Below are 26,648 nucleotides of genomic sequence, written 5' to 3'. Positions count from 1 at the left end.
CCCTTCCGCTCGGACATCGGATCGGAGCACACAACAACTCCTCCCGCAGTGGTCCTTCAGGACACCGCCTTCGCGGCCGCGCGTCCCGCCGTACGGCCGGTGAACAGGCAGCCGCCGACGAACGTGCCTTCGAGCGATCGGTAGCCGTGGATTCCGCCGCCGCCGAACCCGGCGACCTCACCGGCGGCGTAGACACCGGGGAGCGGGGTGCCGTCGGTCCGCAGGACCCGCGACTCCAGATCGGTCTGCAGACCGCCCAGCGACTTGCGGGTCAGGATGTTGAGCCGGACGGCGATCAGCGGACCGGCTTTCGGGTCGAGGATCCGGTGCGGGGACGCGACCCGGATCAGCTTGTCGCCGCGGTAGTTGCGGGCGCCGCGCAGTGCCGTGATCTGCAGGTCCTTGGTGAACGTGTTGGTCAGCTCCCGGTCCCGCGCGACGATCTGCCGCTCGAGGTCGTCGAGTTTGATCAGGTTGTCGCCGGTCAGGTCGTTCATCCCACGGACCAGGTCCGGAAGGTTGCCGCGGACAATGAAGTCGGCGCCCTTGTCCATGAACGCCTGGACGGGGGCCGTCGCACCGCCGCGGGCCCGGCCGAGTACACCCTTGACGTCCTTGTTGGTCAGGTCCGGGTTCTGCTCCTGGCCGGAGAGCGCGAACTCCTTCTCGATGATCTTCTGCGTCAGCACGAACCACGTGTAGTCGTACCCGGTGGTCATGATGTGCTCGAGCGTCCCGAGCGTGTCGAACCCGGGGAACAACGGCACCGGCAGCCGCTTCCCGGTCGCGTCGAACCACAGCGACGACGGCCCGGGCAGGATCCGGATGCCGTGCTGCGGCCAGATCGGGTCCCAGTTCTGGATGCCTTCGGTGTAGTGCCACATCCGGTCCCGGTTCACGTACCGGCCGCCGGCCTGTTCGGTGATCGCGAGCATCCGGCCGTCGACATGGGCCGGGACGCCGCTGATCATCCGCCGCGGCGGCTCGCCCATCCGCTTCGGCCACTGCGACCGGACCAGGTCGTGGTTGCCGCCGATCCCACCGGACGTGACGATCACGGCCTGCGCGGTGAGGCTGAAGTCCTCGACCTCGACCCGCGAGCTCGACACACCTCGCAGTACGTCGCTGGGCTCGAGCACCTTGCCCGCGACGCCGTCGACCACTCCGCCCGTCACGGTCAGCTCGTCCACCCGGTGCCGGAACCGGAACTCGACGAGTCCTCTCCCGACGGCGTCCCGCACGCGGCGCTCGAACGGCGCGACCAAGCCCGGGCCGGTGCCCCAGGTGATGTGGAACCGCGGCACCGAGTTCCCGTGCCCGTCAGCGTTGTACCCGCCGCGTTCCGCCCAGCCGACGACCGGGAAGAACCGCACACCTTGCGCATGCAGCCACGGACGCTTCTCGCCGGCCGCCCAGTCGACGTACGCCTCGGCCCACTGCCGGGCCCACTTGTCCTCGTCGTCCAGCCGGTCGAACCCGGCCGAGCCGAGCCAGTCCTGCAGTGCGAGGTCGCGGGAGTCCTTGATCCCCATCCGGCGCTGCTCGGGGGAATCCACGAACAGCAGTCCGCCGAACGACCAGAACGCCTGGCCGCCGAGCGACGCCTCGGGTTCCTGGTCGAGCAGCAGTACCTTCCGGCCCGCGTCGGCCAGTTCGGCGGTCGCAGCCAGCCCGGCGAGCCCCGCCCCGACGACGATCACATCAGCGTCCATGCCGACATGTATAGCGCACTTGGGAAGATGGAGCGGTGACGATCCTTTCTGTTCAAAACGTCGTACTTCCTGCAGCTTCGATCGGTCCGGAGAACCCGCTCGCGCCGCTCAGCACGCAGCGCGAGCCGCACCAGGTCGAGAACCTCGCCGACCTCCCCGCCGACCTTCGGGAGAACATCGAGTACGGGCGCCTGCACAGCCCACTGCCGTGCCTGAACCAGGACGGGTACGACCGCACCTTGGCCGAGACCGCGCTCCCAGCGCTCGTGCTCGAGAACGACTACGTGCGCGCGACCGTCCTACCGACCCTCGGCGGCCGGCTCTACTCGCTCGTCCACCACGGCGAGGAGCTGCTGTATCGCAACCCGGTGTTCCAGCCCGCGAACCTCGCGCTGCGCAACGCCTGGTTCGCCGGCGGCGTCGAGTGGAACGTCGGCAGCACCGGCCACTGGACCGGGACCTGCGCGCCGATGCACGCCGCCCGCGTCGACGGTCCGGACGGTACGCCGATCCTGCGGCTGTGGGAGCTCGAACGCACCCGCAACCTCGTCACCCAGCTCGACTTCTGGCTCCCGGAGGACTCGGAGTTCCTGTACGTCGGCGTACGGCTGCAGAACCCGTCCGATGCCGAGGTCCCGGCGTACTGGTGGTCGAACATCGCGGTCCCGCAGTCGCCGGACCGTCGGGTGCTGGTGCCCGCGGACCAGGCGTGGCAGTTCGGGTACGGGAGGACGCTCGATCTGGTGGACGTGGCAACGGACCTGACCTATCCGACCCGGCACCCGCGGGCCATCGACTACTTCTTCGAGCCGCTCGCCGCGGAGCGGTCGTGGATCGCGTCCGTCGATGGCTCGGGCAACGGGTTCGTGCAGGCGTCGACCTCACGGTTGCAGGGCCGGAAGTTGTTCGTGTGGGGTCAAGGGGACGGCGGGCAGCGGTGGCAGGAGTGGCTGTCCCCCGGTCTGGAGGGCGAGGGGTACGCCGAGATTCAGGCCGGGCTCGCCCGTACTCAGATGGAGCACCTGAAGCTGCCCGCCCGCGAGGGGTGGCACTGGTTGGAGGCGTACGGACGTCTCTCGATGGACGCCGGTGTCGCGCACTCCCAGGACTGGAAGGCTGCACGAACTGGAGGTGCTGCGGCGTTGCGGCCGTTGCTGGACGAGCTGCCGGCGCGTGAGCAGGCGTGGTTGGGCGTAGTTGATGCTGCGCCGGTCGAGCGGCTTGCATTGGGGTCCGGGTGGGGCGCCTTGGAGCTCAAGCGCACCGGGTGGACGGTGTCGGACGGTACGCCGTTCGACGCGGACACCATGACGGCGCGGGAGGAGGCGTGGTTGCCGCTGCTCGACGGGCAGTTGCCGGCGAGTGACGACGTACCGGACGGGACTCTGGTGGCGTGGCGGGAGCTGTTGGAGGCGGCTGAGGACAACTGGCTCGTCTGGTACCACCGGGGCGTCGCGCGGCACTACGCCGGCGATGTGGACCGGGGCGATCGAGGCGTGGCGGCAGTCCGGGGACAACGCCTGGGCGCTACGCAACCTCGGTGTAGTCACGGGAGACCTGGAGTGCTACGAGCGCGCCGTCGAGCTCCTGCCCGACCTGGTGCCGCTGGTCGTCGAAGCGGTCGCGGCCGCGCTCGACACCGACGTCAAGCGGGCGGAGCGGATGCTCGAACGCGCGCCGGACGACCCGCGAATCCAGCTGCTGCGCGTTCGGCACGCGCTGGAGACCGGTGACCCTGCCAGAGCGCACGAACTGCTCGCTGCGGGTATCCAGCTGGCCACGGTCCGGGAGGGTGCGAACCCGCTCACCGACTACTGGCTGGCCGCCGAAGAGGCGCTTGGCACACAACGGCCAGTTCCGCCGCGATACCAGTTCGGAATGGGCGGAAACTGACAACTTCAGGTCAACTCTACCTCTAGAAACACCGCTCCACCGGACTCTACTATGGTCCTGTAGAGAAGTTTTTGAATTACATGGAACCAAGTGGAGTCCGGTGGCGTCCCACCGGGTGAGCGGCAAAAGCCGCGCAAGGGCAGTTTCGACAAACGACCGCGTCGCTCGCGGGCGACGCGTCGGGGGTGAGTGCCATGTTGACGATCGTTGTACTCGGTGGGTTCGGCCTGGTGCTGGTGGTCGCGGCCTTCATCGTGACCGAAGTTCTGGCCGGTCTTCGGCCGTCCCAGATCCCCACCGGCACGGAAGAGAAGACCGCGGGACGAGTGATCCGGGTGCGTGGCCCGGTCCGCGGCCAACTGCAGAGCGGTGCCCCGGCGATCTACACCGAGGTCATCGTCGAGTACTACACCCGCCGGGGTGAGGGACCGTACGAGGTCGCTCGCAAGTTCCCGGTCGGGAGCAGGATTACTTACGCCAAGGGTGACCGGGTGATCGTCGCGTACGACGTCCGGACCCCACGCCGGGCTCGCCTGGCCGGCCGGGTCAGCCACTGGCCGGCCCTGGGCCTGCCTTCCGCGGCCTGACGGTTCACCTGCTTGAGCCTCCTCTCCGGCTCAAGCAGGAAGATGCGGGGCGAGCAGGTTGTACAGCACCGGCCGGCCCTGATCCAGAACGTACTCCGCCTCGTCCGCGGACAACCGGTCCGCCAGGTGGGCCAGCGCCTCGCCCATCGTGATGCTGAGCGTCACGGCCAGGCGAAAGTCCCGCGAGTCCCGCGCCCCGAAGCGCGCCGCCAGCAGTTCCGCGAACTCGCCCGCGTGCTGGTCGTCGAACTCGCCCGGCTTCGCCTCCAGCTCCGGATCGCCGAGCCCGCTCAGCACGACCGCCTTGAACCCCGGATCGGTCCGGTGCATCTCCCGGAACGTGTCCAGCGTGACGTCGACCGCCGCCCGCCAGCTCGTCACATCGGCCAGCCGCTCACGTACCGCGTCGGTGTAGCGAGCCTGGTTCCGGCGTTCGATCGCCTGGATCAGGCTGCGCTTGTCCGGGAAGTACCGGTACACGCTGCCGACCGCGATCTCGGCCCGCTTAGCGATCCCACTCGTCGACGCCGCGTCGTACCCGCGCTCGACCACCTCCGCACAGGCCGCGTCCAGGATCCGCTCGACCTGCCGGCTCGCCCGGTCCTGGGTCGGCGTCCGGCGCAGCGGATACGCCCCCGAAGTCACCATTCATTCATTGTCCACGCTCCGGGGGACAACGTTGCCACCTCTTTGTGACAGATTGCCGACAGTTGGTCATGAAGAGGGGACTTCGTATGCGCATCAACAAATCCGCCGTTGTGGGGCTCGCATCCGTCGCGCTGGCTGCCTCCGGGGTTGCCGGTACGGCGCTCACCCGGGAGGACTCGGCCGCCGCGGAGAGCGGTTCGGGGTTGCGGTTCAACCAGGTCCAGATGATCGGGTCGCACAACTCCTACCACCGTGAACTCAGCCCGGCCGAGCAGAAGGTCCAGCAGGCCCAGAACCCGGGCTCGGTCGACCTCTGGTACTCGCACGCGCCGATCACGCAGCAGCTGGAGGACCAGAACGTCCGCACGCTCGAACTCGACCTGCTCCCGGACCCGGACGGGGGCCTGTACACGTACCCGCTGATCCGGAAGCTGACCGGGCAGGGTCCGCTCACCGATCCTGCGATGGCGAAGCCGGGGATCAAGGTCATGCACATCCCGGACTTCGACTACAACACCACCTGCGACACGTTCGTGCTGTGCCTGCAGCAGGTGAAGTCCTGGTCGGACCAGCACCCGAACCACGTGCCGATCACCATCAACCTCGAGCTCAAGCAGTCCGACCCGAAGGTGGTCGCGGCCGGTGGCGTCCAGTCGCCGCCGTGGGACGCCGCCAACCTGGAGGGTGTCGACCAGGAGATCCGGTCGGTGTTCTCCGAGAAGGAGCTGCTGACGCCGGACGACGTCCGCAAGCCCGGCCTGACGCTGGAGCAGTCGGTCCTGACCAAGGGCTGGCCGAAGCTCGACGACGCCCGCGGCCAGGTGCTCTTCTACTTCGACAACGGCGGCCCGGGCGCGATCCGCGACCTCTACCGGACCGGCCACCAGAACCTCGAGGGCCGGGCGGTCTTCACTCGCGGGCCTGAGGGCGAGCCGGACGCGGCCATCACGCAGGTGAACGACCCGCGGGGCGCGAACCAGGCAGAGATCCAGCGGCTCGTGGCGAAGGGCTACCTGATCCGCACCCGGTCGGACGAGCCGATGGCGACGATCCGCGACAAGGACTACACCCGGCTCGGGATCGCCCTGGCCAGCGGTGCGCAGGTCGTGACGACGGACTGGCCGGTCGCGGGCATGGCCGCGCGGTACGACAGCGACTTCGTCGCCAAGCTGCCCGGGCACACCGCCGTACGATGCAACCCTGTGACAGCACCAAAGTGGTGCCGTGGAGATGTCGTCGGAAGGTGATGTGAACATGTCGGAGCACGTGGTTGACGTGAGCTGGAGCCGTGGTGAGCACGAGTTCACCTATGACACCTACGACCGCGACCACGAGTGGCGCTTCGACGGCGGCATCACCGTGCCGGGCTCGGCGAACCCGAAGTACCTGGGCAACCCGGGCCCGGTCGATCCGGAGGAGGCGTTCGTGGCGGCGCTGTCCTCCTGCCACATGCTGACCTTCCTGGCCATCGCGGCCCGCAAGCGGCTGGTCGTCGACGCGTACGACGACCATGCGGTCGGCGTGATGGCCAAGAACCCCGCCGGCCGCCTGGCGATCACCGAGGTCACGCTGAACCCGAAGATCGTCTGGAACGGCACCGAGCCGGACGCCGAAACCCTCGAGCGAATCCACCACCTCGCCCACCAGGAATGCTTCATCGCAAACTCGGTCACCACCGAGATCACGGTTGCTTCCAGCAAGTAAAAACCACCCGCCGATCGGCCTGAACCTCGCGCAAACGGTGTCAGGACAATCGGCGGGTGGTGGGGTGCACCTCTGTGGCGGTGCACCGGTGACGGATCCGGGGGCGCTTCGCACTTGGGCGCCTCTGCGTTTGATGTGCGGCTTCCGTGCGGTCTGGCTCGGTGGGCCAGACCGTCCGGGTGCGCCGCCCGGGTCCGTTCGTCCGGCTGGCGCCTTACTGCTCGGCGGCGGCGTCGGTCCGGTCGTCTGGGGTCTGGGTGCTGCCCATGCTGTCGACGGCCAGCAGGTCCTCGAGCTGGCGGACCTGCTCGGTGGCCATCGTGGTCATCAGTCGGTGGATCGTCATGCCAGTGAGACGCCCGAGTCCGGAAGGTATGACGGGAATCCGCGCTGTGACCTGAGTCACGCCGGTCGAGCTACTTCTCGTCGAGCCCGTCCGGACGCAGCGGAACGAGCGCCCGGGCGTCGTCGTACGACGTGCCGGTCAGCTCGAGCAGGTCGATGATCGTGGAGCGCAGCTGCCCCAGGACGACGACCGCGGACAGCCCGATCGGCAGCGGCATCTCCGCCGTACGACGCCCCAGCTCGCCCAGCACGCGGTGGGCGGCGACGTCGGCGGCCGGCTCGAACAGGGATTCGCCGATCAGCCGGGTGCCGTCGGCGAGGCGTTCGAGCAGCATCGGGTACTCGTCGGGCATCCGCTCGTCGCGCCACACCGACACCGCGCACCGGCGTACCAGGACGCGGGTGTTCCGGATCGCCCGGTCCAGCGGTACGACGAGATCGGCGATCTCCTGCACCCGCCCTCGGTGCCGGCGGCGGAACGGGGACAGCCGGACGACGGCGACCCCTTCCTCGGCGGCGCTGCGCAGGTCGTCCAGCCGGGACTCGCTCGCGCGGGCGCGGCGGAGCGCGTCGGTGACCGCCTCCTCGTCGCGTGCGCGCAGGCCGTCGGCGGTCTCGACCAGGATCTCGGACAGCTCGTTCAGTACGCCGGACGCCTGTTGCCGAGGGCGCCTGATGGCCGCGGCCGGGGCGATCGTTGCGGCTGCCAGTGCGACCAGGCCGCCGAGCGCGGCGTCCTGCCAGCGGCTGAAGCCGGCGCCGGGGTTGGGCAGCAGCGTGGTGACGATCGCGGCCTGGACGCCTGCCTGGGTGGTCATCAGGTTGCCGGCGCCGAGCAGTACGGCGACGCTCATCGCGAGCGCGATCACGAAGATCAGCTGGGTGATGCCGGTACCGAACGCCTTGACGAACAGATCGCCGACGCCGACGCCGACCGCCACGCCGACCATCACCTCGGCGACCCGGCGGAGGCGCTGACCGAAGCTGAAACCGAGACAGACCATCGCGGCGACCGGCGCGAAGAACGGCTGTTTGTGGCCGACGACGTAGTGCGCGAGCGACCACGCGACACCGGCCGCGAGTGCGCACTGGGCGATGAAGAAGGCGCGGCTGCGCCAGCGTTCGATCCGCCGGCGGATCGAGGCACGGGACCGCCGCGCGGCCTGCGGCGCGATGTCGTCGCGCAGCTCCCGCAACTGGTCCAACGTCAGCCTGACCGGATCCACGCGCCCCATTCTCCGTCGTGCTTGATTCTGCGGCCTGCGACGCGCCAAGGTTGCGTCATGACGGAGAACAACCGCGAGGACTACGGCAGCTACAGCGTCGACGACGAGGATCAGCTGCAGGCCTCGGACACCCTGAACGACCGGGGCGTGGACGACCTGCTCGACGAGGGGTACTCGCCGCCGGAGAAGTGGTCCGCGGGCGAAGGCTTCGGTACGACGGCCGATGAGGCACTGCAGGGCGAGACGCTGGACCAGCGGATCGCGCAGGAGGTCCCGGACGTCGACCCGTACGCCGAGGACGGTGAGGACGTGGGCGGCCCGCAGGTCGGCGCCGAACGCTCCGGACGCCTGGTCGCTTCCGACGAGGGCGCCCGCAGCGACGACGACAGTGAGCTGTACGCCGAGGACGTCGGCATCGACGGCGCCGCCGCCGGCGCGGAGGAAGCCGCCGTCCACGTGGTGGACGACGAGTTCGAACTCGAGGACGACGACGAGCAGGACCTGGAGAACTACCGCGACGTCGACCTGGGAGACGTCGGCGACCTGGAGGACTGACCTACCTGCGAGTGACGGTGATTTCGGCGCCGTGGCGGGGGACGAGGGTGACGTTCTTCGCCTGGGCCGGTTCGGGTTTCGGGTGCGGGGCCTGGAAGTTGTAGGCGCTGAGGGCGGCGCGGAGGATCTCGGTGCCTTCCATCAGCGAGAATCCGGCGCCGATGCAGCGCCGGGCTCCGCCGCCGAACGGCATCCAGGTACCAGGCGCGGGCGGATCGTCGGACAGGAAGCGCTGCGGGCGGAACTCCTGCGGCTGCGGGAAGTGCTCCGCGTCCCGGTGGACCAGCCCGATCGCGGCCATGATCGTCGTACCGCGGGGAAGCCGGTAGCCGGCCACGTCGGTGGTCTCGGTGAGACGCCGTCCGACCTGGTAGACGACCGGGTGCAGCCGCAGCGCTTCCTTGACGATCGCGTCAAGTTCGTCGTCGGCGCCGGTGTCGGCGGCGTGCTGGCCAAACTCCAGATCCGCGGGCCGGCGCGCCAGTTCGTGGAACGCCCACGCCAGGGCGGTCGCCGTCGTCTCGTGCCCGGCCAGTAGCAGCGTCACCAGCTGGTCCCGCAGCTCGACGTCCGACCAGTTGCCGGCAGCAAGTAACCGGGACAGTACGTCGGTGCGCCCGGCGTACGTCTCGCGGCGCGCGGAGATCTCGTCGTACAGGATCTCGTCGACCTGCTTCTGGGTGTCCAGGTACGTCTTCCACGGCCGCACCCGGAGCAGCGGCGGGTAGAAGCCGCCGAGCATGATCACCGGCGACACCGACACGATCTTGTCCATCAACGGGCGCAGGGTGTTCAGCCGGTCGACGTCGGTGACGCCGAAGATCACCTGCAGGATGATCTCCAGGGTCAGGTTCCGCATCCGGTGGTGCACCTTGAACGGCGTTCCGACCGGCCATTTCGCGACCTCGGCCTGGGCGAGTTCGAGCACCATCGCGGCGTACCCGCGCAGCGCCGCGCCGGAGAACGCGGGCATCAGCTGCTTCCGCATCCGCACGTGGTCCTCGTCGTCGAGCAGCAGCAACGAGTGCGAACCCATGATCGGCTCGAGCACCGTGTTCCCCTCGCCGGCGTGCATCACCGCGGGCGGGCTGCCGAACACCTCCCGGATGTGGTCGGGCCGGCTCAGTACGACGCACACGCGGCTCGACGGCACCAGGCGGATCGTGAATACGTCGCCGTACTTCTCCCGCATCCGCGGGAAGAACGTCCTGCGGTGACTCGCGAACAGCACGGTCTGCGCGAGGGTCGGCAGCTTCGGTCCGGGCGGCAGCGTGCGGGCCGTCTGACGGTCGAGCGTCCGGGAACCGAGCAGCGGAGTCGGAGCCATATCTTTCACGCTACGTCAGCTGGGTGAACGCCGGGCATCGAATGCGACAAGCGCGGCGACGATCCGCGGCAGTTGGTCGTCGCGCACCGGGTCGAGTCCGGTCAGGCGGCCGACCTGACGAAGGCGGTAGTCCACGGTGTTCGCGTGAACGTGCAGGTCCGCGGCGGTTTGGCGCCGGTTGCGCGCGTTCCCGAGGTAGCACCGCAGCGTCGCCATCAGGTCGTCGCGGTCCGCCACCGGTTCGAGCATCCCCGCCAACCGCTCCCGCGCCGGGCCCGGCCGACTCAGCTGATACTCCAGCAACAGATCGTCCAGCTCGTACACCGCCGCCGGCCGGCGATGCGTACGAACAACGTCCAAGAGTTCCCGCACCAACGCCACCCCCGCCGGAACCTCCTTCGGTTCGGCCGTCGTGCTCGCCAGTGTCACCTCGACTCCAGCCACCTGACTCAACCGCGCGCGCAACCAATCGAGCGCGATCCGTCCGACCCCGCCACCGCCGCGTGCTGGAGTGGGAAGCAGGGCGATGCCGCCGTCCGTGACGAGGGCGGACATGCTGTTGGGGACGCGGTCCAGCTCGACGCGGATCCTGCGGAGTTTGCGGCGGGCAACGATTTCGGGGTCGACGCCGGGGCGGCTCTCGTCGGGATGCGGGCCGATCGCCAGGCCGAGTACGACGTACTCCGTCGGCAACCGCACCCCGGCCTCGTCGATCGGGCGGCCGTCGACCAGCGCCGCGAACACCGACTGTCGCGTGGCCTGATCCTCACCGGCGATCGACTGCCGCTCCTCGAAGTAGCTGGCCGACACAACCGCCGTCACCCGCTGCAGGAAATCCAAGATCAATCGATTGAGCGCGATCGCGTCCTGCAACTCGTCCGGCCGGAACGTCGCCGCGACATGATCCGCGCACACCTTCCCGCCCAGGTGGTAGGCCGCCAGCAGAGCCTCCAGCGGAACGCCTTCCTCGGCCCGTCGGGTCGCCGACTCCCGGAGCGGATCGAGCGCCTCGCCGGTCGGTACGACGCCGGTCCGGAACGTCTCGCTGAACGCGCGCAGCGTCCGCTCGGTGATCCGCCGGATGTCGCCCTGCAGTTCTTCCTCGGGCAGTTGCGCGTACAGCGGGATGTCCGTGACCAGTCGCCGCAGTACATCGTCCACCAGTGGAGAGAGGTCGGTGCGCAGGATCTCGTGCACCGGTACGCCGCCGGACCGCAGCTCCTGCTTGTGATCCGTCACAACGATCACCCCTCGAAGTCTGGGTGCGGCCCTAGCGACCGGCGGGTGCTTTGGGGTCGAACATTACTACTCGAAGGTAGTGACCGGTCGGCGGCGAAGGGTGATGGTGATGAGACGAGGCGTACTGCTTGCGGTAGGTGTGCTGGTGGCGGGACTGGTGAGCGGTCCATCCGTGGCCCAGGCGGACGGGACTTTGGAGTACGTCGCGCTCGGGGACTCGTCCGCGGCCGGGCCGCTGATCCCGCCGCAGATCGACGTACCGTGCTTGCGGTCCGCGCTGAACTACCCGCACGCCGCGGCCGCGGAGCTCGGTGCGCAGCTGACCGATGTCACCTGTTCCGGGGCGGTGATCCCGGACTTCAGCGGGAAACAGTTCGGCTTCAAGCCCCCGCAGTACGACGCGCTGAAGCCGACGACCGATCTGGTGACGGTCGCCATCGGCGGGAACGACACCGGGCTCGTGGCCGCGGCGCTGAGCTGTATCAACCTGCTGCCGCCACCCGCCGGCGCCTCGTGCAAGGCGCGGTTCACCGCGGGCGGCACCGATCAGTTGGCCGCGCGGATCGCCGCGACGGCCGCACCGTTCGGGGAGGCGCTCGACCGGATCCGGCAGCTCGCACCGAACGCGCGCATCCTGGTGACCGGGTACGGCACCTACATCCGCCCGAACGGCTGCTACCCGCAGATCCCGGTCTGGCCGGTCGACGCCAACTACCTGCAGGCCACGATCGACGGCCTCAACACCATGCTCGCGGAACAGTCCGCCGCGCACGGAGCGCAGTACGTCGACCTCCGCACGCCGAGCATCGGCCACGACGCCTGCGCCCCCATCACGTCCCGCTGGCTCGAAGGCCTCATCCCCACCTCGGCCGCCGCCCCCCTCCACCCCAGCGCCCGAGGAATGCAGGCCTTCGGCCAGTTGGTCGCCACAGCAGCCCACTAAATGGGGCGACGGCCCGCCCGGGGAGGGGTTGGGCGGGCCGTCGCGGGTGGGGTGGGTCAGGAACGGGTGAAGCGGAGGGTGAGGATCTGGAACGGGCGGAGTTCGAAGGTGACTCCGTCGTCGGTCAGGTCCCGGTCCGCCAGGCGGCGCTCGAGGAGGTCGACCTCGGTCACCGACGCCGCCGCGAAGGACGGTGTGACGGTGGCGCGCGAGCGGCCGCCGCTGGACTCGTACAGCCGGACGATCACGTCGCCGGACTCGTCGTCGGCCAGCTTGAGCGCCTCGACGATCACGTTGTCGTTGTCGACGGCAACGATCGGCTCGACGCCCGCGGCACCGGTGACGAGGCGCTCCGGCAGGTTGATCCGGTAGCCCTCCTCGATCGCCTCAGCGATGCCGGCGCCGACCACCAGTGCGTGGTTCACGACGTGCACACCCTGGTCGGTCTGCGGGTCGGGGAACCGCGGCGCCCGGATCAGCGAGGTGCGGATGGTGGTCGTCGTACCGCCGTCCTCCCGCGCGGTCCGGTTGATGTCGTGGCCGTACGTCGAGTCGTTGACGACGGCAACGCCGTACCCCGGCTCGCCGACGTGCACCCAGCGGTGCGCCGCGATCTCGAACTTCGCCGCGTCCCACGAGGTGTTCTGGTGGGTCGGCCGGAAGATGTGCCCGAACTGCGTCTCGGACGCCGACCGGTCCGCGTGCACGTCGACCGGGTACGCCGCCTTCAGGAACTTCTCCGACTCGTGCCAGTCCATCTCGGTCTCGATGTCGACCCGCTTGGTGCCCGGGCTGACCCGCAGCGTCTGGGTGACGGTCGAACGGCCGAAGGACCGCTTCACGACGACGGTGACCTCGTCGTCGGCGCTGCTGAAGTCGACGCTGTCGACCTCGGTGACGTCCCGGACGTTGTTCTTGTAGAACGAGTCGACGTCCCACGCGTCCCAGTGGTTCGGGGTGTCCACGTGCAGCTGCAGAAGGTTGCCCACGGCACCTGGCGCGATGACCTCGCGCTGCGCCTCGACGTCGTACAGCGAGGTGATCAGGCCGCGCTCGTCGATCGTGACCCGGATCAGGCCGTTGTCGATCACGCCGTTCTCGACGGTGACCGCCTGACCGGCCGTGGTCGCGACGCCCGCGCCCAGACCGGCGACGCCGTTGCGGCCGTGCGGCGCCGCGTTGAAGACGATCTGCTCCGAGCCCTCGCCGGCCAGCGCCTGCTGCGCCCGGGAGATGATCGCGTCCAGTTCGTCGGCGAGCTTCGCGTACGTCCGCTCGGCCTCGCGGTGCACCCACGAGATCGAGGAGCCCGGCAGGATGTCGTGGAACTGGTGCAGCAGCGCGACCTTCCACAGCCGGTCGAGGTCCTCGTACGGGTACGTGTCGAGCTTGCCCGCGACGACGGCCGCGGCGCTCCACAGCTCGGCCTCGCGGAGCAGGTGCTCGCTGCGCCGGTTGCCCTGCTTGGTCTTGGCCTGCGAGGTGTACGTCGCCCGGTGGATCTCCAGGTAGAGCTCACCGGACCAGACCGGCGCGTGCTCGTGGTACTCCTCCTCGGCGGCCGCGAAGAACTCGGTCGGGGACTCGATCGTCACGCGAGGGGAGGACTCCAGGTTCGCCACCCGGCGCGCGGTCGCGACGAACTCACGGGTGGGGCCGCCACCGCCGTCGCCGTACCCGAACGGAACCAGCGACCGGGTCGCGGCGCCGTTCTCCTGGAAGTTCCGCTGCGCGTGCGCGAGCTCGCGACCGGACAGGTCCGAGTTGTACGTGTCGATCGGCGGGAAGTGCGTGAACACCCGGGTCCCGTCCAGGCCCTCCCACCAGAACGTGTGGTGCGGGAACTTGTTCTCCTTGTTCCAGGAGATCTTCTGGGTCAGGAACCACTTCGAGCCGGACAGCTTCACCAGCTGCGGCAGGGCCGCGGTGTAGCCGAACGAGTCCGGCAGCCAGACCTCCTGGGTGTCGATCCCGTACTCGTCCAGGAAGAACCGCTTGCCGTGCACGAACTGGCGGGCCAGCGCCTCGCTGCCGGGCAGGTTGGTGTCGGACTCGACCCACATGCCGCCCACCGGAACGATGGTGCCCTCGGCGACGGCCTTCTTCAGCCGCTCCCAGACCTCCGGGTAGTTGTCCTTCACCCAGGCGTGCTGCTGGGCCTGCGAGAACGCGAAGACCAGCTCCGGGTACTCCTCGGCCAGGGTGGCAACGTTGGACACCGTCCGGGCCACCTTGCGGCGGGTCTCCCGGAGCGGCCAGAGCCAGGCGGAGTCGATGTGCGCGTGCCCGACCGCGGACAGCTGGTGCGCGCTCGCGTGCGCCGGCCGGCTCAGTACGTCGGTCAGCTGGGCGCGGGCGTCCGCGGCGGTGCCGGCCACGTTCTCGTAGTCGAGCGCGTCCAGCGAACGGCTGAGCGCCCGCAGGATCTCCTTGCGGCGCGGGTCCTGCAGCGACAGCTCACGCTGCAGGCTGTCGAGCGCCTCGAGGTCGAGGATCAGGTCCCACACCTCGGCGTTGAACACGGCCAGGTCGGCGCGGGTCAGCTGATAGATCGGGGTCTCGCCGAGCTTGGCGCCGATGTCGACCTTCGCGTACGCGTTGTCGAGCGGGATCTCCGGGTTGGCGGCGCCCTCGACGTAGAACTCGATCCGGTCGCCGGGCGAGGCCGCCGTACCGTCCGGGCCGAGGATCGACAGCGGGGCGTAGGTCTGCCGCGGGTGCAGGCCCTTCAGCGGCCGGCCGGAGGTGGTGTGCACCAGGCCCTCCGCGGAGAAGCCCGGGCCGCCGCTGAAGCCGAGGTCGATGACCGCCTCGATCTCGCTGCCGGCCCACTCGGCCGGCACCTGACCGCTGAACTTGAACCACGCTGTGCCCCAGGCCGGGCCCCACGGGAGCCCGATCTCGGCCGGTTCGTAGGTCTGGGCGAGCGCCTCGGCGGGGGACACCGGCTCACCGGGTGCGTGCCACACCTCGATGTCCAGCGGGACCGCCGCGCCGTAGATCGCGGGGCGGAGCCGCTCCCGCAGGGCGCGCTTCAGCCGCTCCTCGATGAGTTGACGGTCGTCGTGCACGAAATCAGCCTCCGGGAAAGGATCCTCACGCGGCCGACAGGCCGCACCGATGACAACGCTGTCACACCAACCCCGCATGCGTCCAGACGCAGTTTCACTCTCGCTGTGTGGATCTCTGTGAGTAGCGGTTGGGTTGCGGGGCGCCGACACGGCTACCCGCTCGGCCTCATTGTTGTCTAGGTTGTCTGCATGGAACGCCCCCGCCTGCTGACTCCTGCCCGGCCGACCGGTCTGACCCGCCGTGGTTTCCTCGGCTTCGGTGCCGCCGCGGCGTCGGGACTGCTGCTGCCCGGCTGCTCGCGCGGCCGCGCGGACGAGCCGGCGCCGTCGGAGGCCGGCGTGTTCTCGACCGGGAACCTGAACGGCGTCTACAACAAGTTCGGTACGGCGCTCAGCGCGCTGGTGAGCGAGGTCACCGGCATGGAGCTGAAGCCGATCGTCAGCGACGGGTCGGTCGACAACCTGGAGAAGGTCGCCGGCCGCAAGGCCGACCTCGGATTCTGTACGTCGGACTCGGCGCTCGCGGCGTACGAGGGCACCGGCGAGTTCAGCAGCGGCCCGCGGCGGTTCTTCGCGCTGGCCCGCGTCTACGACAACTACGTACACGTCGTCGTACCGATGGCGTCGAAGGCGTCGCGGCTCGACGACCTGTTCCCGAGCAAGGCCGAGCCGAACCGGAAGATGGTCGTCGGCGTCGGCCCGAAGAACTCCGGGACCGAGATCGTCGCGAACATGATCCTGAACAAGACCAAGGCCGACCTGATTCAGAAGAATCCTGAGCTGGACCCGGCCAAGGTCGACGTGATCCGGAAGAACCTGACCCTCGAGCAGATGACTGCCGCGGTGCAACCCCGCGGCACCGCCACCAAGGGGTCGATCGACGCGTTCATCTGGAGCGGTGGGGTCCCGACCGACCCGATCGCGGCCTTGCAGAAGAGCATCGGGTTCCGGCTGCTGGACATCGGCGGTGTCGCGGAGGAGATCGCGCTGAAGGAGTTCGGCGGCTTCCTGGTGTCCGCGATCCCGCCGTCGCAGTACGGGCTGGCCAGCTCGGTGCCGACGCTCGCGGTCCCGAACCTCCTGATCGCGAAGTCGACCCTGTCGGACTCCTGGGCGTGGTGGACGGTGAACACCCTGTTCCGCCGGCAGAACGACCTGATCCCGAAGCACCCTGAAGCCGGCGCGCTCGACCCCCGCTCCGCGATCGCCACCATGCCCGTCCCACTGCACCCCGCAGCGGAACGCTGGTACCGCCAGAACCACATCTGAGGCTGAGCGGTACCGCTCTCAGGCGTCGTAGTCGTCGATCAGGGGGACGCGGACCTCGATGACCAGGCCGCCGCCGATCGGCGGCCGGGCGACCACGCGGCCGCCGACCCGGGCCGCCTCGGAGCGGACGATCGCCAGGCCGAGACCGGTGCCCGGCATCTCCCGGTGGTGCGCGCTGCGCCAGAACCGCTCGCCGACCTTCTTCAGGTCCCGCGAGCCGAGCCCCAGACCGTGGTCGCGTACGGACATCACGACCTCGGTGCCGTCCCGGGTGACCGAGACCTCCACCGGCGGCGCGCCGTACTTCGAGGCGTTGTCGAGCAGTACGTCGAGGATGTCGTCGACCTCGAGCTCCGGCGCGACCCCGCCCGGGACCATCTCGCCGATGATCAGCTCGAGGTCGTCGGCGGAGTACACGGCCTTCCAGCCGACCAGCCGCTCCTTCACCGCCTGCGCGAGGTCCAGCGGCTCCTCGTTGCCCTCGGCATCGGCCGACGGACGGTCGGAGCCGGCCAGCCGGGACAGCCGCTGGACGATCCGGCCGAGCCGGTCGATGTCGCTGAGCGCGAACCGCGCGGTCGGCGACAACCGGGACAGGCCCTCGATGTGGATCCGGGCCGACGTCAGCGGCGTCCGCAGCTGGTGCGACGCGTCGGCGACGAACTCGCGCTCACGCTGCCGTGCCTGGTGCAGGCTCAGCGCCATCGAGTTGAAGCTGTCGCCGAGCCGGCGGAGCTCCGGTGCGCGGCCGTCGGTCGAGACCCTGGTGTCGAGCGCGCCGCGGGTGATCTGGTGGGTGGCGTTGTCGAGGTCCTGCAGCGGCCGCAGCACCCAGCGGGTGATCGGCCGGACGATACCGATGATGATCGCGCCGATGCTGATCAGCAGGCCGCCGAGGAGCAGCAGCAGACCGCGCTGTACCTGGTCACGGGCGTTGTCCGTCGGCACCCGCAGTACGGCGGCGCCGAGCACGCTGCCGTTGTTGACGACCGGGCGGGACACGATCATCTCGCCGGAGGCCCACGGCCACAGCGCCGGCGGCTCGGGTGGGAGACGGCCGGCCAGCGTGCTGTGCAGGGCCGTCGCGATGTCTTCTTCCTTCACGTCCACACCGGAGACGGACGTGGCGACGACGCGGGAGTCGACGTCGACGACGAAGACAGGGGTGTCGTAGAGCTCCTGGTACCGGACCGCGAGCTCACGCAGGTTCGCGATGTCGCCGGTCTGCAGCGGGGACTCGGCCATCGCGGCGAACCAGTCCGCGTCGTTGCTGCGGGACAGGAAGAGCGTGCGCGAGTTGCTGGTGGCGATGAAGTTCGCCAGCGGGATCACGGCGACGATCGCCAGCGCGACGACCATCGGGACGAGGGACTGCAGTAGTCGACGGCGCAACGGTCAGTCCGAACCCAGGCGGTAGCCGACGCCGCGGATGGTCTGCACCAGTTCGGGCCGGCCGAGCTTGGCGCGCAGGCTGGCGACGTGCACGTCCATGGTCCGCGACGACGCCTCGAAGACCGACTGCCAGGCGTACAGCGCGACCTGTTCACGGGGAACCACCCGGCCGTGGTGAGCGGCCAGCACTGCGAGCACGTCGAACTCCTTGCGGGTCAGACTGATGGGCTTGTCCGCCACCTGGACCGTCCGGGCCTCGATGTCCACGGTCAGGTCGCCGACAGTCACCCGGGGGCGGGGCTGCAAGAGGCCGGTACGACGAAGTACAGCATCGATGCGGGCCAGCAGCTCGGAAATCGCGAACGGTTTCACCACGTAGTCGTCGGCGCCGCTGCGCAGGCCGCGGACCCGGTCGGCCGCCTCGCCGCGCGCGGTCACCGCGATCACCGGTACGTCGGACACCGTGCGGATCTGCCGGCACACGTTGATGCCGTCCCCGTCCGGCAGTCCGAGGTCCAGCAGAACCAGGTCGCCGGGATCCGCCGCCAGGGCGTCCGCGGCCGTGCGGACATGCGTCACCATCAGGCCGTACCGCCGCAAAGCGGGTATCAAGGCATTGGCGATATCGAGATCGTCCTCGACCAGCAGAATCCGGACCGCGCCACTCATGCGGTGATCGTAGGCCAGGTCACGGCCCGATGTGTCAGATCTTGGTAAAGACGTAATCACACGACTCCACGCAGTGTTCGGCAACATTAGCCTTCCGCACACAGGAGGGAACCAGTCGATGACTGTCGGTGCTGGCGGGGGCGGCGTAACCGTGCCCTCTGACGAAGAACTGGCCGAGTACGAGCAGGAACGCCCCGCTCGGCGGCTTCGGCCTGCCCTGGATCGGGTGATTTCGGTCTGGTGCGCAATCATCAGCGTCGGCGTGCTCGCACAGGTGTTCTTTCCATTACCACAGGGCACGCAGTTCTACTTGGTGATCTTTCTCGCAGCGGTTCTGCCGATCACGTTGCTGTGTTACCGCGGTTTTCGGGTGCCGGCGTTCGTGAATCCGTTCAAGGCGCGGTCGCACGACGACCCGGGCGTGGCGGACTGGATCCTGGCCCTCGTCGCGCTGGCGGTGTGCGTCTACCCGCTCTTCGACTTCGACGGTTTCCTGGAACGCCGGCAGGCTCCTTCGGCGCTGGACGTGGCCGTCGGCGCTGTGCTGCTCATCCTGTTGCTCGAAGCGTGCCGTCGTACGACCGGCTGGGTGCTGCCGGCGTTCAGCCTGGTCTTCATCGCCTACGCGTACTACGGCGGCTACCTGCCCTACACCTGGTCGCTCTCGCATCAGGGCTTCAACTTCGACGCGATCATCGCGCAGTTCACGATGGGTACGGCGGGGTTCTACGGGACGCCGTTGACGGTCGCTGCGTCGTACATCGTGCTGTTCACGATCTACGGCGCGGTGCTCGACTACTCCGGCGCGGGCAAGTTCTTCATCGACCTGTCGTTCGCCGCCTTCAAACGCAGCCGGACGGCGCCGGGCCGCACGGTCACGTTGGCAGGTTTCCTGCTGGGCAGCGTCTCGGGCTCGGGTACGGCGACCGCGGTATCGCTCGGCACCGTGTCGTGGCCGATCCTGCGCCGGGCCGGCTATCCGGCCGAACCGGCAGGCGGAATGCTCGCCGCGTCAGGGATCGGCGCGATCCTGTCCCCGCCGACCCTCGGCGCGGCCGCGTTCATCATCGCGGAGTTCCTGCAGGTCTCGTACCTGAAGGTCCTCGGCTTCGCCGTGATCCCGACGCTGCTGTACTACCTGGGCATCCTGCTCGCGATCGAGATCGACGCCCGTAAGCACGGGACGACGTCGGCGGAGGTGTCGTCGGACTCGGCGTGGCGGTTGCTGCTGCGGTTCGGGTACCACTTCCTGTCGTTGTTCGTGATCATCGGCTTCATGGCGGTCGACGTACCGCCGTTCAAGGCCGTGGTCTACGCCGTGATCGTCCAGTTCGGGTTGTCGTTCCTGGACCGCGAGCACCGGCTGACCGGGAAGCCGTTGTTCAAGGCGCTTGCCCAGGGCACCCGTTCGGTGCTGCCGGTGGCGGCGACCTGCGCGACCGCGGGCGTGATCGTCGCGGTCACCACGCAGACGGGTCTCGGGCTGAACCTGGCGGAGATCATCGTCGACGCGGCCCGCGGGCTGACCGACAACCACACGGTGGTGCTGATCCTGACCGTGGTGCTGTCCGGGTTCGCGGTCCTGATCCTCGGACTCGCGGTGCCGGTGACCGCGTCGTTCATCATCGCGGCGGTGATCATCGCGCCGGCGCTGATCAACCTCGGCGTCACCCGGCCCGAGGCGTACATGTTCATCTTCTACTACGCCGTACTGTCCGAGGTGTCGCCGCCGACCGCGCTGGCCGCCGTCGCGACCGCCGCGATCACCGGCGGCAAGGTGATGCCGACGATGTGGCAGGCGTGGAAGTACACCCTGCCTGCGTTCCTGGTGCCGTTCGCGTTCGTGCTCACCGATAACGGCGCGCACCTGCTCGGTCAGGGATCGTTTGTCGGCATGGTGTGGACGACGGTGGTGTCGATGCTGGCCGTGGCCGCGCTCGCCGTGGTCACCGGCGGCTGGGTGTTCGTCCGGGCGACCTGGCTCGAGCGCGCGGTCTGCGTACCGGCCGCCGCACTGCTGCTCTACCTCGCGCCCGTAACCATCACGGCCGGAATCTGTTTGCTACTTGTCGCCGTCGTCATCAACCTGGTCCGGCGGCAACGCCAGACCTCTGCCGAGGAAGGAACCCTTGCCTCATGAGACTCCGAACCGTTGCAGTGGCGCTGGTCACCGTGGTTTCGCTGGCTGCCTGTGGAGGCCAGCGGGAACCGTCCGGCTCCGGAACGGAATCCGGCGGCCGGCTGACGATTGCCACCGGCAACACGACGGGCGTGTACTACCAGCTCGGTGGTGCGCTCGCCTCGGTGATCTCGCAGAAGATGTCCGGCTACCGGGCGACGGCCAGCGAGACCGGCGCCTCGGTGCAGAACATCCAGGGCCTGGTCGGCGGGAACTACGACATCGCGTTCTCGCTCGGTGACTCCGCGGCGGACGCGGTGAACGGCGTCAACAGCTTCAAGTCCAAGCAGGACGTGGTCGCGCTCACCCGGCTGTACAACAACTACACGCAGGTCGCCGTACGGGCGTCCGCGGGCATCAATTCGATCGCGGACCTGAAGGGCAAGCGCGTCTCCACCGGCTCGCCGAACTCCGGCACCGAGGTGATCGCGCGCCGGCTGATCGAGGCGGCCGGGCTCGACCCGGCCAAGGATGTGACCGCTCAACGGCTCGGGCTGCCGGAGTCGGTGGACGCGATGAAGTCCGGGTCGATCGACGCTCTGGTCTGGTCCGGTGGGTTGCCGACCGGCGGCATGACCGACCTGTTCACCAGCATGGGGAAGGGCGTCAAGCTCTTGCCGATCGCGGATCTGCTGCCCAAGATGCAGGAGAAGTACGGCTCGATCTACTCTGCTGCACCGATCCCGGCGGCGACGTACAAGCAGCCGGCCGACGTCGCGACGATCATCGTGCCGAACGTGCTGCTGGTCCGCAAGGACATGAAGGACGAGCTCGCGGAGCAGCTCACGAAGGTTGTCTACGACAACATGGATGCGCTGGTCGCGGTGAACGCTGCCGCCAAGGGCATCAAGCTCGAGAACGCCGCGAACACCGACCCGGTGCCGCTGCATCCGGGCGCGAAGAAGGCGATCGACGGACTCAAATAGCACCGACCTGGGTACCGGTAGCTGTTCGGAACCTGGGAGAACACAGACCGTCCTCCCCCGCACACCAGGCGCAGCGGGGGAGGACGCAGGGCCCCGGCTCCGCACACCAGGCGCAGCGGCGACGGGACCCGCACGCCGGCTCCCACAACCAGGCGCAGTGAGAGCCGGCAGACCGGGCCCGGTCTCGGCGGAGGCATCCGCCGGGGCCGGGCCTCTTGCTGTGCCTCTTGTTGTCTAGTGCTGTTCCTCGTGCGGCATCGGTGTGCCGTACAGGTAGTGGGAGAGCGCGGAGTCGCGCTTCGGGTGCGCGTGGTACTTGGTCGGTACGACGCGTCCCTCGGCGCTGTCCCAGGCCGTGTCGGCCATCCGCCACATGCGGTGCGCCAGCCGCCCGGCCCTGCCGGTGTGCGGGGAGGACGGGTGCGCTCTGGTCGGCGCCACCTCCTCCGCCTCCAGCAGGTCCTCGGTCAGCGTGTTCACGTCCGCTCCGTCGAGCTGCTCCGAGATCTGCCGGCTGTACGTCGTCTCGAGCGTCTCGTGCTCGCTCAGCAGCCGGTCGATGTGCTTCCACAGGTCGTCGTGGTGCAGATCCAGGAACCGGCTGTCGCCGTACTGCCGTCCTTTCAGGAAGCGCAGCGAGCGTTCCAGTTCCTTCGCGTTGCCGACGTACCTGGTGACCAGGTCGCTCCCGTCGGGAAGTCGGCTGACGTGCGGGAGGAGCACGTCCTCGGCCGCGGCCAGATGCTGGGACGCGATCGCGTAGAACCAGTCCGTCTGATGCCGGTGCTCAGGGTGCGCGGCGTCCGGATGGTGAGCCGGCTCGGCCAGCTCCCGGATCCGCGCGTGTTCGTAGGTCAGGGCCATTTCGAGCGTCGAAGCGGTCATGGCAACCACCTCCAGAGGGTCTTCCTTCAGCGTGTGCCCATCCCACCCAAACCGCAACCGTCCCACCCCGCTCCGTAATCTTCCCGTTCGCGACTGTGCCCGATCCCGCGGCAGCGGGTGGGAATGGAAAACGCCCGCCGCACGTGGGTGCGGCGGGCGTTCGGTGGGGCGCGTCAGGCGTCCGAGCTCTTCTTCCAGAGGTTGATGCCGGCCTCGACGGCGTCGGCGTCGATCGCCTCGAGCTCCTCGGACGTGAACTTGAGGTTGCGCACGGTGGCGAGGTTGTCCTCGAGCTGCGCGACGCTGGAGGCGCCGATCAGGGCGCTCGTGACGCGGTCGTCGCGCAGCGTCCAGGCGAGCGCGAGCTGGGCGACGGACTGACCGCGCTCCTTCGCGATTTCGTTCAGTGCGCGGACGTGCTTGAGCGTTTCCTCGGTCAGCGAATCCGGGTTGAGGGACTTGCCCTGCGCCGCCCGCGAGTCGGACGGAATACCGCCCAGGTACCGATCCGTGAGCACGCCCTGCGCCAGCGGCGAGAACGCGATCACGCCGACCCCGAGCTCACCCACCGCGTCCAGCAGGTCCTCCTCGATCCACCGGTTCAGCATCGAGTACGACGGCTGGTGGATGAGCAGCGGCGTACCGAGCTCCTGCAGGATCCGCGCCGCCTCCCGGGTCCGGTCCGCCGAGTACGACGAAATACCGGCGTACAGCGCCTTGCCCGAGCGGACCGCCGCGTCGAGCGCGCCCATCGTCTCCTCGAGCGGCGTGTCCGGGTCGAACCGGTGCGAGTAGAAGATGTCGACATAGTCCAGACCCATCCGGCTCAGCGACTGGTCGAGCGAGGCGAGCAGGTACTTCCGCGAGCCGCCGCCCTGACCGTACGGCCCCGGCCACATGTCGTACCCGGCCTTGGACGAGATGATCAGCTCGTCGCGGTACCGCTTGAAGTCCCGCGCGAAGTGCGTCCCGAAGTTGGTCTCGGCCGACCCGTACGGCGGGCCGTAGTTGTTCGCCAGGTCGAAGTGCGTGACGCCGAGGTCGAACGCCCGCCGCAGGATGTCCCGCTGCGTCGTGAACGGCTTGTCGTCGCCGAAGTTGTGCCACAGCCCGAGCGAGATCGCCGGGAGTTGCAGTCCACTCCGGCCCGTCCGCCGGTAGGTCATCTGATCGTCGTACCGGCTCGCAGCCGCCTCGTAGTCAGTCACGGAACCCCAGTCTGCCTCATGTCACAACAAGTGCAAACCCCCTTGTTTTCAAGCAGAAACCGCATCGCTGAGATCAAGAAGGCCGGGTTCTTGATCGGGGCGGGCGCCCTAGGTGAGTTCGGACCAGGGCGCCGGTGGAGCGGTGGTGAAGAAGTGCAGGATGTTGAGCAGGCGGCTGGTGGTGGGCGCGGTCCAGTGCCGTTGGCCGGGCCACGGGGCGGCGGGGAGTTTGGCGAGACCCCAGGACAGGTGGAACCAGAGAACTGCGGCGGCAAGCTCCTCCTCGGACTCCGGTGACTGGGAGTGCCGGAGGTAGTCCGGAAGCAGTACGGCGACCTGGGTCAGGGGGAGCTTGGCGAAGTCCATCGCTCGCGGCGCCCAGGCCGCGTCACCCCAGTCGATGAGTGCGCGGAGGTCCCCGTCCGGCCCGGCGAGAAGGTTGTGAGCGGCAACATCCCCGTGGATCAGCACCTTGGACCTACTCCCGTCGATCCGCTCCGCAAGCCGCGTGAACCACCCGGTCAACCAGCTGGCCGTCCCCGAATCCACATACCCCCGCTCAGCAAGCCCCTCAACCGTCACCCACGGATCCCCCCACCCATCCTCACCCACGCCCGCCAACTCCGGCCCCGAGTGGTCTGGGTTGGAGAGGGCTGGGGTTTGTTCGAGTTGGTGGAGGTGGGCGAGTTGGATCGCGAGGTTGGCGGGGAGGGCGGTGGGCTCGGTGCCGTGGACTCGTTCCATGACCGCGTAGGGGGCGGCGAGGAGGCGGCCGCTGTCGTCGTACTCGACGATGGCGGGTGTCAGCACCCCGACGGATCGGGCGGCCGGTACGATGCGGGTTTCCTTCAGCAGATCGGCCTCGAACCCGGGACGGCACACGCGCAGGAACAGGTCGTCCCCGAGCGCGAAGCCCCGGTTGGCCACCCCGCCGGCGACCTCCTGCACCTCACCGGGATCGACGCCGTGACGCCGCGCCACAGCAGCCACCTGGTCCAGGAAGTCGAGCTCCGCAGCCAATCCGTATCTCCTCGTCCGCGCGAATCGCCGCCCGGCTCCGCGAGGCGGCGTACGGCGGCCTCCACCGAACTCCGCGAGGCGGGGTACGGCGGCCTGCACCGAGTTTGATGTACTGCGGGCGTGCGTGTCGATGTGAATCCGGAGGCCGTCGGACGGCGGGAGTTCTATGCGCTGCTGAACTCGGTGGTCGTGCCGCGCCCGATCGCGTGGGTGTCGAGCCGATCGGCCGACGGCGTGCTGAACCTGGCGCCGCATTCGTTCTTCACGGTCTCGTGCGTGCAGCCGCCGATGGTGCAGTTCACCTCGGTGGGCCGCAAGGACAGCCTGAACAACGTCGAGGCGACCGGCGAGTTCGTGGTGAACTTCGCCGCCGAGCAGCTCTACGAACAGGTCAACGCGTCCGGGACGAACTTCCCGGCGGAGGTCTCCGAGTTCGAGGCGATCGGGGTGACGACCGAGCCGTCCCGGACGGTCTCCGTACCGCGGGTCGCGGAGTCGCCGGTGGCGCTCGAGTGCACACTGCACACCACTCTCGAACTCGGCGACTGCACCCTTGTCATCGGTCAGGTCCGGCACCTGGCGATCGACGACGCCGTGCTGGACGGCGACCACCCCGACGTCCATCGGCTCCGCCCGCTCGCGCGGCTCGGCAAGGACGAGTGGTCCACGATCGGCGAGGTCCGCTCGATCACTCGCATTCGCTACTCCGACTGGCCTGGTCATTTCACACCTCCTGGTGAGTAGTCCTGCCCGGCGGTCCATCGCCTGCTGCGGCTCAGGATCACCAGACCGGACCTAGGTCCTGGTAGTTGCTCTGGGCATCTGTGCTACTTGCGGAACTCGGCCGCTGATTCGCGGGCTGCGAGGACCTTGGTCAGGTCTTCGAGCGCGGGGGACAACCGGAGGGGTGTGTGGTCGGGTAGCGCGGTCGTGGCGGGGTGCCAGGTGAAGTCGGGGGTCACCAGGTAGACGTCCGGTGACAGCGGGCCGGGATCACGGGCGTGGCAGCGGGCGGCGACGTTCAGCAGGACGCCGAGGGCCGGGATGACGGTCAGGCCATCGATCACGTGCAGGAGCAACGTGTCCCGGGCGGGGACCGCGGCGAGCACGCCGTACGGTGCGCGGTCGATGTGTAAGGACTCACGCAGAACGGTGTCGAGGACGAGCGCGCGAGAGGCTGCGAACGCGGTCCCGGAGACGAAGGCGATGCGGATGTCGTCGTGGTCGACGTACTCGACCTGGTCCTCGAGGCTGCGGAGGTTGGTGAGGCCGAAGCGTTCGGCGTCCGACCAGGTGAGGCCCAGGTCGGACGGGTCGAGGTACATGGTCAGGACGCCTTCGGCTTCCGCGGACGGGACGGAGATCAGGCCGGGGAGGAAATCGGGGCGGTCCGCGGTCCAGTCCTTCGGCAGCGCGTCGCGCGGGACGAGCCGCTGGATCAGCTCACGCTCGGGGTCGTCGGGTGGTTTCGGTGGGCCCTCGCGGAGCTGCTCCAGGAGTTGGCGGAAGTGCTCCTCGATGAGCAATGGCCAGCGGTCCTCGTCGAAGTGGGCGAGGATGCGCGCGAGATTGCTGAGGCCGAGCACCGGGTCGCCGGCGGATCTGTCGGCGGGCACGAGCGCGGCGCCGCCCTGGTAGCTGACGGCGAGTCCGAGGTCGGCCGCTGCGCGCAGCGCGAGATGCACGAACCGATCGGCCTGCCGCCTGGACAGCGGCGGCAGCACCAGGTCGGGACCGCTGGAATGAGGGGAGTTGTTGCCGTGGGCATGTTCGGTGGTGTCGATGGGCATCGTCGGTCCTCCTTGTCGGCAGAGAAAGTACGAGGATCGACCCGCCCCGAGCACCCCAAT

The 26,648-nt window shown here is 68.9% G+C and carries 23 protein-coding genes; 10 read left to right on the top strand and 13 right to left on the bottom strand.

Annotation, left to right across the window (positions count from 1 at the left end; translation table 11 throughout):
* Positions 1–56: 56 nt before the first annotated feature.
* Positions 57–1,712: an FAD-binding dehydrogenase gene (locus E0H92_RS41980; RefSeq protein ID WP_131500218.1), complete on the bottom strand. Its 1,656-nt coding sequence runs from the start codon at positions 1,710–1,712 to the stop codon at positions 57–59.
* A gap of 35 nt (positions 1,713–1,747) precedes the next feature.
* On the opposite strand from E0H92_RS41980, the gene E0H92_RS41975 reads away from it, so the two are divergent.
* Together E0H92_RS41975 and E0H92_RS41970 are read left to right on the top strand one after the other, a co-directional pair.
* Positions 1,748–3,445 (top strand): DUF5107 domain-containing protein, encoded by a 1,698-nt coding sequence (locus E0H92_RS41975; RefSeq protein WP_238173824.1) that lies wholly within the window; start codon positions 1,748–1,750, stop codon positions 3,443–3,445.
* A gap of 354 nt (positions 3,446–3,799) precedes the next feature.
* Positions 3,800–4,192: a DUF3592 domain-containing protein gene (locus E0H92_RS41970; protein WP_238151433.1), complete on the top strand. Its 393-nt coding sequence runs from the start codon at positions 3,800–3,802 to the stop codon at positions 4,190–4,192.
* A gap of 30 nt (positions 4,193–4,222) precedes the next feature.
* On the opposite strand, the gene E0H92_RS41965 is transcribed toward E0H92_RS41970, so the two are convergent.
* Complete coding sequence (locus E0H92_RS41965; protein ID WP_131460685.1) at positions 4,223–4,840, bottom strand: TetR/AcrR family transcriptional regulator; 618 nt, start codon at positions 4,838–4,840, stop codon at positions 4,223–4,225.
* An 86-nt stretch (positions 4,841–4,926) separates the two neighbouring features.
* Between E0H92_RS41965 and E0H92_RS41960 the strand changes: the two genes are divergently transcribed.
* Positions 4,927–6,087, top strand: coding sequence for a phosphatidylinositol-specific phospholipase C1-like protein (locus tag E0H92_RS41960; protein ID WP_131460684.1), 1,161 nt, complete (start codon positions 4,927–4,929; stop codon positions 6,085–6,087).
* A 7-nt stretch (positions 6,088–6,094) separates the two neighbouring features.
* On the top strand, positions 6,095–6,544 hold the full coding sequence (locus tag E0H92_RS41955; protein ID WP_131500217.1) for an OsmC family protein: 450 nt from the start codon (positions 6,095–6,097) through the stop codon (positions 6,542–6,544).
* 214 nt (positions 6,545–6,758) lie between these two features.
* On the opposite strand, the gene E0H92_RS45625 is transcribed toward E0H92_RS41955, so the two are convergent.
* Together E0H92_RS45625 and E0H92_RS41950 are read right to left on the bottom strand one after the other, a co-directional pair.
* On the bottom strand, positions 6,759–6,890 hold the full coding sequence (locus tag E0H92_RS45625; RefSeq protein ID WP_272948795.1) for a hypothetical protein: 132 nt from the start codon (positions 6,888–6,890) through the stop codon (positions 6,759–6,761).
* A gap of 70 nt (positions 6,891–6,960) precedes the next feature.
* A complete protein-coding gene (locus E0H92_RS41950) occupies positions 6,961–8,124 on the bottom strand; it encodes an FUSC family protein (protein WP_131500216.1) in 1,164 nt (387 codons plus the stop codon).
* Between the two features lie 48 nt (positions 8,125–8,172).
* On the opposite strand from E0H92_RS41950, the gene E0H92_RS41945 reads away from it, so the two are divergent.
* Positions 8,173–8,670 carry a DUF5709 domain-containing protein gene (locus E0H92_RS41945; RefSeq protein WP_131460681.1) on the top strand — a complete coding sequence of 166 codons (498 nt, stop codon included), beginning with the start codon at positions 8,173–8,175 and terminating at the stop codon, positions 8,668–8,670.
* Between the two features lies 1 nt (position 8,671).
* On the opposite strand, the gene E0H92_RS41940 is transcribed toward E0H92_RS41945, so the two are convergent.
* On the bottom strand, positions 8,672–9,997 hold the full coding sequence (locus tag E0H92_RS41940) for a cytochrome P450 (RefSeq protein WP_131500215.1): 1,326 nt from the start codon (positions 9,995–9,997) through the stop codon (positions 8,672–8,674).
* 15 nt (positions 9,998–10,012) lie between these two features.
* Positions 10,013–11,245, bottom strand: coding sequence for a PucR family transcriptional regulator (locus E0H92_RS41935; protein ID WP_131500214.1), 1,233 nt, complete (start codon positions 11,243–11,245; stop codon positions 10,013–10,015).
* A gap of 100 nt (positions 11,246–11,345) precedes the next feature.
* On the opposite strand from E0H92_RS41935, the gene E0H92_RS41930 reads away from it, so the two are divergent.
* On the top strand, positions 11,346–12,179 hold the full coding sequence (locus E0H92_RS41930; RefSeq protein ID WP_131500213.1) for an SGNH/GDSL hydrolase family protein: 834 nt from the start codon (positions 11,346–11,348) through the stop codon (positions 12,177–12,179).
* Between the two features lie 56 nt (positions 12,180–12,235).
* Here the strand turns inward: E0H92_RS41930 and E0H92_RS41925 are convergent, their stop codons facing one another.
* The gene (locus E0H92_RS41925; RefSeq protein ID WP_131500212.1) at positions 12,236–15,250 is read right to left on the bottom strand and encodes an alpha-mannosidase; all 3,015 of its coding nucleotides are present in this window, start codon (positions 15,248–15,250) and stop codon (positions 12,236–12,238) included.
* A gap of 189 nt (positions 15,251–15,439) precedes the next feature.
* On the opposite strand from E0H92_RS41925, the gene E0H92_RS41920 reads away from it, so the two are divergent.
* Positions 15,440–16,519, top strand: a complete 1,080-nt coding sequence (locus E0H92_RS41920) for a TAXI family TRAP transporter solute-binding subunit (RefSeq protein WP_131460678.1) — start codon at positions 15,440–15,442, stop codon at positions 16,517–16,519.
* A gap of 18 nt (positions 16,520–16,537) precedes the next feature.
* Here E0H92_RS41920 and E0H92_RS41915 read toward each other — a convergent pair whose 3' ends face one another.
* Both E0H92_RS41915 and E0H92_RS41910 read right to left on the bottom strand, forming a co-directional pair.
* A complete protein-coding gene (locus E0H92_RS41915) occupies positions 16,538–17,911 on the bottom strand; it encodes a sensor histidine kinase (RefSeq protein WP_238152556.1) in 1,374 nt (457 codons plus the stop codon).
* Positions 17,912–17,914: 3 nt separating this feature from the next.
* Positions 17,915–18,580: a response regulator transcription factor gene (locus E0H92_RS41910; protein WP_012918592.1), complete on the bottom strand. Its 666-nt coding sequence runs from the start codon at positions 18,578–18,580 to the stop codon at positions 17,915–17,917.
* Positions 18,581–18,698: 118 nt separating this feature from the next.
* Here E0H92_RS41910 and E0H92_RS41905 point away from each other — a divergent pair, with 118 nt between their 5' ends.
* Positions 18,699–20,720: a TRAP transporter permease gene (locus E0H92_RS41905; protein ID WP_131500211.1), complete on the top strand. Its 2,022-nt coding sequence runs from the start codon at positions 18,699–18,701 to the stop codon at positions 20,718–20,720.
* Entirely contained in the window at positions 20,717–21,685 is a 969-nt protein-coding gene (locus tag E0H92_RS41900; RefSeq protein ID WP_131460676.1) for a TAXI family TRAP transporter solute-binding subunit, read from the top strand. Before E0H92_RS41905 ends, E0H92_RS41900 begins: the two co-directional genes overlap by 4 nt.
* Before the next feature lie 234 nt (positions 21,686–21,919).
* Here E0H92_RS41900 and E0H92_RS41895 read toward each other — a convergent pair whose 3' ends face one another.
* From E0H92_RS41895 to E0H92_RS41885, 3 genes are all read right to left on the bottom strand, one after another.
* A complete protein-coding gene (locus E0H92_RS41895; RefSeq protein ID WP_131460675.1) occupies positions 21,920–22,570 on the bottom strand; it encodes a hypothetical protein in 651 nt (216 codons plus the stop codon).
* A 173-nt stretch (positions 22,571–22,743) separates the two neighbouring features.
* Positions 22,744–23,778, bottom strand: a complete 1,035-nt coding sequence (mgrA, locus tag E0H92_RS41890) for an L-glyceraldehyde 3-phosphate reductase (RefSeq protein WP_131460674.1) — start codon at positions 23,776–23,778, stop codon at positions 22,744–22,746.
* Between the two features lie 108 nt (positions 23,779–23,886).
* Positions 23,887–24,798, bottom strand: coding sequence for an aminoglycoside phosphotransferase family protein (locus tag E0H92_RS41885; protein ID WP_165550270.1), 912 nt, complete (start codon positions 24,796–24,798; stop codon positions 23,887–23,889).
* 120 nt (positions 24,799–24,918) lie between these two features.
* On the opposite strand from E0H92_RS41885, the gene E0H92_RS41880 reads away from it, so the two are divergent.
* Complete coding sequence (locus E0H92_RS41880) at positions 24,919–25,542, top strand: flavin reductase family protein (protein WP_131500209.1); 624 nt, start codon at positions 24,919–24,921, stop codon at positions 25,540–25,542.
* An 83-nt stretch (positions 25,543–25,625) separates the two neighbouring features.
* On the opposite strand, the gene E0H92_RS41875 is transcribed toward E0H92_RS41880, so the two are convergent.
* A complete protein-coding gene (locus E0H92_RS41875) occupies positions 25,626–26,588 on the bottom strand; it encodes a DUF1444 domain-containing protein (RefSeq protein WP_131500208.1) in 963 nt (320 codons plus the stop codon).
* Positions 26,589–26,648: the final 60 nt, after the last annotated feature.

Origin of the sequence: Kribbella speibonae (assembly GCF_004331375.1) — a bacterium.
GTDB classification, from domain to species: domain Bacteria; phylum Actinomycetota; class Actinomycetes; order Propionibacteriales; family Kribbellaceae; genus Kribbella; species Kribbella sindirgiensis.
This window is presented reverse-complemented; position numbering and strand designations above follow the sequence as displayed.